2 protein-coding genes are annotated in these 2,884 nt (G+C 63.5%); both read right to left on the reverse strand.

What is annotated here, in order from left to right; genetic code table 11:
- On the reverse strand, window positions 1-2,293 hold a 2,293-nt coding region (locus tag ACEK02_RS33290), incomplete at its 3' end, for an efflux RND transporter permease subunit (protein ID WP_371426197.1).
- A 4-nt stretch (window positions 2,294-2,297) separates the two neighbouring features.
- Window positions 2,298-2,884 (reverse strand): efflux RND transporter periplasmic adaptor subunit (locus ACEK02_RS33295; protein ID WP_371426199.1); only part of this gene is annotated, 587 nt, incomplete at its 5' end.

Here is a 2,884-nt window from a genome sequence, read left to right on the forward strand (position 1 = left end):
CCGAGCCGCCGGTGGCGGTTTGCACCGGGATGTTCTGGATCGTCGACAGGCGCTGGCGCGAATCCTGGTCGAGCGCGACGCGGATCGGGATCTGGCGATCGGACAGCGAGAATTTGGCGCTGTTCTGGTCGATATCGCCAAGCGTCGCGAGCCGGATCGCGTTGGACATCGCTGCGGTCGTTACGCCCAGGCTTGCCGCCAGATCCATATGCGGCGTGATGACGATTTCAGGGCGTTTCAAATCGCCAGCGATGCGCGGCGCGACGACATCGCCGAGCTTGGACATCTGCTCGACCAGCTTGGCACCGGTTTCGGCGAGCAATTTGGGGTCGTCGCCACCAAGCGTGACGGTGAGCGCGCGCCCGCCGCCGCCCCAGCCGCTGCTCGAGCGGAAGGAAACCCGGGCGTCGGGAATGGCCTGGAGCGCCGGTGCGAGCGAGCGCTCGAACTCGTAGCTCTTCATCTTGCGCTCGCGCTTGGGTTTGAAAATGGCGGTCACCCGGCCATTCCCGACAAAGGCACGCGAATAGACCGACTCCACGCTTGGCTGCTTCTGCAGGAACGCGGCAACCCGGTTCACCACGGCCTGTGTTTCGGCCAGCGTCGTGCCAGGCACCATTTCGACCAGCGCCGTGCTGCTGTCGCTGTCGCGCAGCGGCTGGAAGGTCGCGGGGATCGACATGAACAGGAAGATCGTTGCGCCGAATGCAGCGGCCCCACCCACCACCGCCGACCAGCGATGCAGCAAGGTCCACTGCAGGATGCGCATATAGATATCCATGATCCGGCCCTCGCCGTGCGAGGCCTCGCCATGCGCCTTCAGAAAATAGGCGGCGAGCATCGGCGTGATGAGGCGCGCGACGGCAAGGCTCATCAGCACCGAAGCGACGACGGTCAGGCCGAAATTCTTGAAGAACTCACCCGAAATGCCTGGCATCAGGCCGACTGGCAAGAACACCGCGACGATCGCCATGGTCGTGGCCAGCACGGCGAGCCCGATTTCGTCGGCTGCGTCGATCGCGGCCTGATAGGCCGATTTGCCCATCCGCATGTGCCGAACGATGTTTTCGATTTCCACGATCGCATCGTCGACCAGCACGCCCGCCACCAGGCTCAGCGCCATCAAGGTCATGTTGTTGAGCGTGAAGCCGAGCAGCTCCATCACCCAGAAAGTCGGGATTGCCGAGAGCGGGATGGCGAGCGCGGCGATGATCGTCGAGCGCCAGTCGCGCAGAAAGACGAAGACGATCAGCACCGCGAGTGCCGCCCCTTCGATCATCGCCTCCATCGCCGCGTCATATTGCGCCTTGGTATATTTGACGCTGTCCGAAATGCGTTTGAAGTGAACCTTGGGATTGCGCTCTTCGAGTGCGGCCAGCTTCTTTTCGGCTTCTTCGAAAACGGTAACGTCCGAGGCACCCTTGGCGCGCTGGAAATCGAAGCTCAGCACCTGGCGGCCGTTGAGCTGCGAAGCCGAACGCTGCTCGGCATAGAGATCCTCGACACGGCCGAGATCCGCGACCTTGATCGTGCGGCCCGAGCCGGTGGCGATTTGAACCTGGCCGAGATCATAAGCGGTCTGGGCATTGCCAAGCACGCGCACCGATTGTTCCGAGCCCGCAATCTGGGCGCGCCCCCCGGCCGCGTTGAGGTTGACCAGGCGCAATTGCTGGTTGACCTGCGCGGCGGTGAGCCCCTGCGCCGACAGCTTCAAGGGATCGAGAATGACACGGATTTCGCGGTTGACGCCGCCATTGCGCTGCACCCCGGCCAGACCCGAGACCGACAGCAATTCCTTCGACACGGTATTGTCGATGTACCAGCTCAGCTGTTCGACGGTCAGGTCGGTGCTGATCGCGGCATAACTGGCCAGATCGTTGCCGGTGGTGTCGGCGCGCATGATCTGCGGTTCGAGAATGCCCTCGGGCAGATTGCTGCGGATTTGCGAGATGGCTGAGCGCACGTCCTCGACCGCGCGATCGATCGGCGTGCCGATCGCGAGCTGGACGATCGTCTGCGAATCGCCTTCGGTTACGGTCGAATCGATCTCGTCGATTCCTTGCAGCGATCGAACGGCAGCCTCGACACGCTGGGTAACCTGCGTTTCCAACTCGCTCGGCGCGGCACCGGGCTGCGCGATATCGATGATAACGACCGGAAAATCGATGTCCGGCTGGTTGTTCACGTCAAGGCTGCGAAAACTGACGATCCCGGCGATCGTCAGCATGACGAACAGCACGATCGACGGAACCGGGTTGCGGATCGACCAGGCAGAGATGTTCCGGAAGCTCATCGTCCTACCTCTTGTTCGCCGCGTCCGCTGTCACCAGCGCCGGCTTTACCTTTTGACCCGGATTGAGAAACGCGCCAGCCGTCAGGACGACCCGTTCGGTGCCATTCAGTCCAGACGCAATCGCGACACCCGAATCGGATACCCCTCCGACCTTGATCGCGCGCCGGACAACTTTGTCGTCGGGCCCGACGACATAGACGTAATTGCCCTTTTCATCGCTCTGGATCGAAGCGTTGGGCAATTGCGGGACGTCGGTCGTGCCAGCCACGATCGTTGCCGCTGCAAAGCCACCGGGACGCAGCAGGGGGCTGTAGGGCAGCGCGATGCGCGCAATACCCTGGCGCGACTGCGGATCGATCACGGGCGACACCTGCCACACCTCGCCGGTAAACACGTCACTGCCGCCGACCGGCGTCACCTTCGCCTGCGATCCGACGTGCAGACCGCGCAGGTCGGCCTCGCTGACTTGCGCGCGCAGCTCCAACTGGCCGTTTTCCGCCATGCGGAACAGCACGCCCGAGCCCGCCGAGACGACCTGACCGGCCTCGACGTTGCGCGTCAGCACCAGCCCGGCGGCGGGTGCGCGAATGT

This window comes from Tardiphaga sp. (assembly GCF_041424195.1).
In the GTDB taxonomy this organism is placed as follows: Bacteria; Pseudomonadota; Alphaproteobacteria; order Rhizobiales; family Xanthobacteraceae; genus Tardiphaga.